At 51.7% G+C, this 5,183-nt stretch carries 2 tRNA genes and 2 rRNA genes; all 4 read right to left on the bottom strand.

Annotation, left to right across the window (positions count from 1 at the left end):
* Nucleotides 1–72 precede the first annotated feature (72 nt).
* Nucleotides 73–2,963: ribosomal RNA gene (locus tag ACODTD_RS28775) — 23S ribosomal RNA — on the bottom strand.
* A 244-nt stretch (nucleotides 2,964–3,207) separates the two neighbouring features.
* A tRNA-Ala gene (locus ACODTD_RS28770) sits at nucleotides 3,208–3,283 on the bottom strand.
* A gap of 30 nt (nucleotides 3,284–3,313) precedes the next feature.
* Nucleotides 3,314–3,390: transfer RNA gene (locus tag ACODTD_RS28765), tRNA-Ile, on the bottom strand.
* 81 nt (nucleotides 3,391–3,471) lie between these two features.
* Nucleotides 3,472–5,008 (bottom strand): 16S ribosomal RNA (locus tag ACODTD_RS28760).
* The 16S and 23S rRNA genes sit together here with 2 tRNA genes alongside, the layout of an rRNA operon.
* Nucleotides 5,009–5,183: the final 175 nt, after the last annotated feature.

The following is a 5,183-nucleotide window of genomic DNA, read 5'->3' as shown; positions in this document are numbered from 1 at the left end:
TCATTGCGTCTTCACACACCGCAATCTGGTTGCTCTGGTTTAGAGAGCCGACGCAAATTGCTTGGGTGTTATATGGTCAAGCCTCACGGGCAATTAGTATTGGTTAGCTCAACGCCTCACAGCGCTTACACACCCAACCTATCAACGTCGTAGTCTTCGACGGCCCTTCAGGGAACTCAAGGTTCCAGTGAGATCTCATCTTGAGGCAAGTTTCCCGCTTAGATGCTTTCAGCGGTTATCTTTCCCGAACATAGCTACCCGGCAATGCCACTGGCGTGACAACCGGAACACCAGAGGTTCGTCCACTCCGGTCCTCTCGTACTAGGAGCAGCCCCTCTCAAATCTCAAACGTCCACGGCAGATAGGGACCGAACTGTCTCACGACGTTCTAAACCCAGCTCGCGTACCACTTTAAATGGCGAACAGCCATACCCTTGGGACCGGCTTCAGCCCCAGGATGTGATGAGCCGACATCGAGGTGCCAAACACCGCCGTCGATATGAACTCTTGGGCGGTATCAGCCTGTTATCCCCGGAGTACCTTTTATCCGTTGAGCGATGGCCCTTCCATACAGAACCACCGGATCACTAAGACCTACTTTCGTACCTGCTCGACGTGTCTGTCTCGCAGTCAAGCGCGCTTTTGCCTTTATACTCTACGACCGATTTCCGACCGGTCTGAGCGCACCTTCGTACTCCTCCGTTACTCTTTAGGAGGAGACCGCCCCAGTCAAACTACCCACCATACACTGTCCTCGATCCGGATAACGGACCTGAGTTAGAACCTCAAAGTTGCCAGGGTGGTATTTCAAGGATGGCTCCACGCGAACTGGCGTCCACGCTTCAAAGCCTCCCACCTATCCTACACAAGCAAATTCAAAGTCCAGTGCAAAGCTATAGTAAAGGTTCACGGGGTCTTTCCGTCTAGCCGCGGATACACTGCATCTTCACAGCGATTTCAATTTCACTGAGTCTCGGGTGGAGACAGCGCCGCCATCGTTACGCCATTCGTGCAGGTCGGAACTTACCCGACAAGGAATTTCGCTACCTTAGGACCGTTATAGTTACGGCCGCCGTTTACCGGGGCTTCGATCAAGAGCTTCGCGTTAGCTAACCCCATCAATTAACCTTCCGGCACCGGGCAGGCGTCACACCCTATACGTCCACTTTCGTGTTTGCAGAGTGCTGTGTTTTTAATAAACAGTCGCAGCGGCCTGGTATCTTCGACCGGCGTGGGCTTACGCAGCAAGTGCTTCACCCTCACCGGCGCACCTTCTCCCGAAGTTACGGTGCCATTTTGCCTAGTTCCTTCACCCGAGTTCTCTCAAGCGCCTTGGTATTCTCTACCCAACCACCTGTGTCGGTTTGGGGTACGGTTCCTGGTTATCTGAAGCTTAGAAGCTTTTCTTGGAAGCATGGCATCAACCACTTCGTCGCCTAAAGGCAACTCGTCATCAGCTCTCGGCCTTGAAACCCCGGATTTACCTAAGATTTCAGCCTACCACCTTAAACTTGGACAACCAACGCCAAGCTGGCCTAGCCTTCTCCGTCCCTCCATCGCAATAACCAGAAGTACAGGAATATTAACCTGTTTTCCATCGACTACGCTTTTCAGCCTCGCCTTAGGGACCGACTAACCCTGCGTCGATTAACGTTGCGCAGGAAACCTTGGTCTTTCGGCGTGGGTGTTTTTCACACCCATTGTCGTTACTCATGTCAGCATTCGCACTTCTGATACCTCCAGCAAGCTTCTCAACTCACCTTCACAGGCTTACAGAACGCTCCTCTACCGCATCACTTGCGTGATACCCGTAGCTTCGGTGTATGGTTTGAGCCCCGTTACATCTTCCGCGCAGGCCGACTCGACTAGTGAGCTATTACGCTTTCTTTAAAGGGTGGCTGCTTCTAAGCCAACCTCCTAGCTGTCTAAGCCTTCCCACATCGTTTCCCACTTAACCATAACTTTGGGACCTTAGCTGACGGTCTGGGTTGTTTCCCTTTTCACGACGGACGTTAGCACCCGCCGTGTGTCTCCCATGCTCGGCACTTGTAGGTATTCGGAGTTTGCATCGGTTTGGTAAGTCGGGATGACCCCCTAGCCGAAACAGTGCTCTACCCCCTACAGTGATACATGAGGCGCTACCTAAATAGCTTTCGAGGAGAACCAGCTATCTCCGAGCTTGATTAGCCTTTCACTCCGATCCACAGGTCATCCGCTAACTTTTCAACGGTAGTCGGTTCGGTCCTCCAGTCAGTGTTACCTAACCTTCAACCTGCCCATGGATAGATCGCCCGGTTTCGGGTCTATTCCCAGCGACTAGACGCCCTATTAAGACTCGCTTTCGCTACGCCTCCCCTATTCGGTTAAGCTCGCCACTGAAAATAAGTCGCTGACCCATTATACAAAAGGTACGCAGTCACAGAACAAAGTCTGCTCCCACTGCTTGTACGCATACGGTTTCAGGATCTATTTCACTCCCCTCTCCGGGGTTCTTTTCGCCTTTCCCTCACGGTACTAGTTCACTATCGGTCAGTCAGTAGTATTTAGCCTTGGAGGATGGTCCCCCCATATTCAGACAAAGTTTCTCGTGCTCCGTCCTACTCGATTTCATGACTAAGAGACTTTCGCGTACAGGGCTATCACCCACTATGGCCGCACTTTCCAGAGCGTTCCGCTAATCTCAAAGCCACTTAAGGGCTAGTCCCCGTTCGCTCGCCACTACTAAGGGAATCTCGGTTGATTTCTTTTCCTCAGGGTACTTAGATGTTTCAGTTCCCCTGGTTCGCCTCTTGCACCTATGTATTCAGTACAAGATAACCATCTTGTGATGGCTGGGTTCCCCCATTCAGACATCTCCGGATCAAAGTCTGTTTGCCGACTCCCCGAAGCTTTTCGCAGGCTACCACGTCTTTCATCGCCTCTGACTGCCAAGGCATCCACCGTATGCGCTTCTTCACTTGACCATATAACCCCAAGCAATCTGGTTATACTGTGAAGACGACATTCGCCGAAAATTCGAATTTCTCAACTAAGAGAACTCACAAATTTTACCTTAGCCTGATCACCACCAGTGAAAGTGGCCACCAGTCTATCTTTCTATCACATACCCAAATTTTTAAAGAACGAACTAGTCAAAGACTAGAAATCAACATTCACCATCGCAGCGATGGAATGCTCATTTCTAAGCTCTTACTTCAGAAGCAGTAGTGGTGGAGCCAAGCGGGATCGAACCGCTGACCTCCTGCGTGCAAGGCAGGCGCTCTCCCAGCTGAGCTATGGCCCCGTATTTCTACAGGCGTTTCCCACACAAAATTGGTGGGTCTGGGCAGATTCGAACTGCCGACCTCACCCTTATCAGGGGTGCGCTCTAACCAACTGAGCTACAGACCCAATTTCGGGCTGCTTCTTTCGTCTTCTTCAATGAATCAAGCAATTCGTGTGGGAGCTTATGCAGCAGCTGATGTCGTCGATTAAGGAGGTGATCCAGCCGCAGGTTCCCCTACGGCTACCTTGTTACGACTTCACCCCAGTCATGAATCACACCGTGGTAACCGTCCTCCCGAAGGTTAGACTAGCTACTTCTGGTGCAACCCACTCCCATGGTGTGACGGGCGGTGTGTACAAGGCCCGGGAACGTATTCACCGCGACATTCTGATTCGCGATTACTAGCGATTCCGACTTCACGCAGTCGAGTTGCAGACTGCGATCCGGACTACGATCGGTTTTATGGGATTAGCTCCACCTCGCGGCTTGGCAACCCTTTGTACCGACCATTGTAGCACGTGTGTAGCCCAGGCCGTAAGGGCCATGATGACTTGACGTCATCCCCACCTTCCTCCGGTTTGTCACCGGCAGTCTCCTTAGAGTGCCCACCATTACGTGCTGGTAACTAAGGACAAGGGTTGCGCTCGTTACGGGACTTAACCCAACATCTCACGACACGAGCTGACGACAGCCATGCAGCACCTGTCTCAATGTTCCCGAAGGCACCAATCCATCTCTGGAAAGTTCATTGGATGTCAAGGCCTGGTAAGGTTCTTCGCGTTGCTTCGAATTAAACCACATGCTCCACCGCTTGTGCGGGCCCCCGTCAATTCATTTGAGTTTTAACCTTGCGGCCGTACTCCCCAGGCGGTCAACTTAATGCGTTAGCTGCGCCACTAAGAGCTCAAGGCTCCCAACGGCTAGTTGACATCGTTTACGGCGTGGACTACCAGGGTATCTAATCCTGTTTGCTCCCCACGCTTTCGCACCTCAGTGTCAGTATCAGTCCAGGTGGTCGCCTTCGCCACTGGTGTTCCTTCCTATATCTACGCATTTCACCGCTACACAGGAAATTCCACCACCCTCTACCATACTCTAGCTCGCCAGTTTTGGATGCAGTTCCCAGGTTGAGCCCGGGGATTTCACATCCAACTTAACGAACCACCTACGCGCGCTTTACGCCCAGTAATTCCGATTAACGCTTGCACCCTCTGTATTACCGCGGCTGCTGGCACAGAGTTAGCCGGTGCTTATTCTGTCGGTAACGTCAAAATTGCAGAGTATTAATCTACAACCCTTCCTCCCAACTTAAAGTGCTTTACAATCCGAAGACCTTCTTCACACACGCGGCATGGCTGGATCAGGCTTTCGCCCATTGTCCAATATTCCCCACTGCTGCCTCCCGTAGGAGTCTGGACCGTGTCTCAGTTCCAGTGTGACTGATCATCCTCTCAGACCAGTTACGGATCGTCGCCTTGGTGAGCCATTACCTCACCAACTAGCTAATCCGACCTAGGCTCATCTGATAGCGCAAGGCCCGAAGGTCCCCTGCTTTCTCCCGTAGGACGTATGCGGTATTAGCGTTCCTTTCGAAACGTTGTCCCCCACTACCAGGCAGATTCCTAGGCATTACTCACCCGTCCGCCGCTGAATCCAGGAGCAAGCTCCCTTCATCCGCTCGACTTGCATGTGTTAGGCCTGCCGCCAGCGTTCAATCTGAGCCATGATCAAACTCTTCAGTTCAAACATCTTTGGGTTTTTAAGAAACCCTAAACTTGGCTCAGCAATCGTTGGTTACATCTTTGATTTCTCGCGGAGTAACTTGTGATGCTGATAATCTTGTTGACTATCAGTCTGACTCCACAAGCACCCACACGAATTGCTTGATTCAGTTGTTAAAGAGCGGTTGGTTAAGATC

This window comes from Pseudomonas sp. FG35 (genome assembly GCF_057809295.1).
The sequence above is the reverse complement of the archived record's forward strand: the minus strand, read 5'-3'. Positions and strand labels throughout refer to the sequence as shown.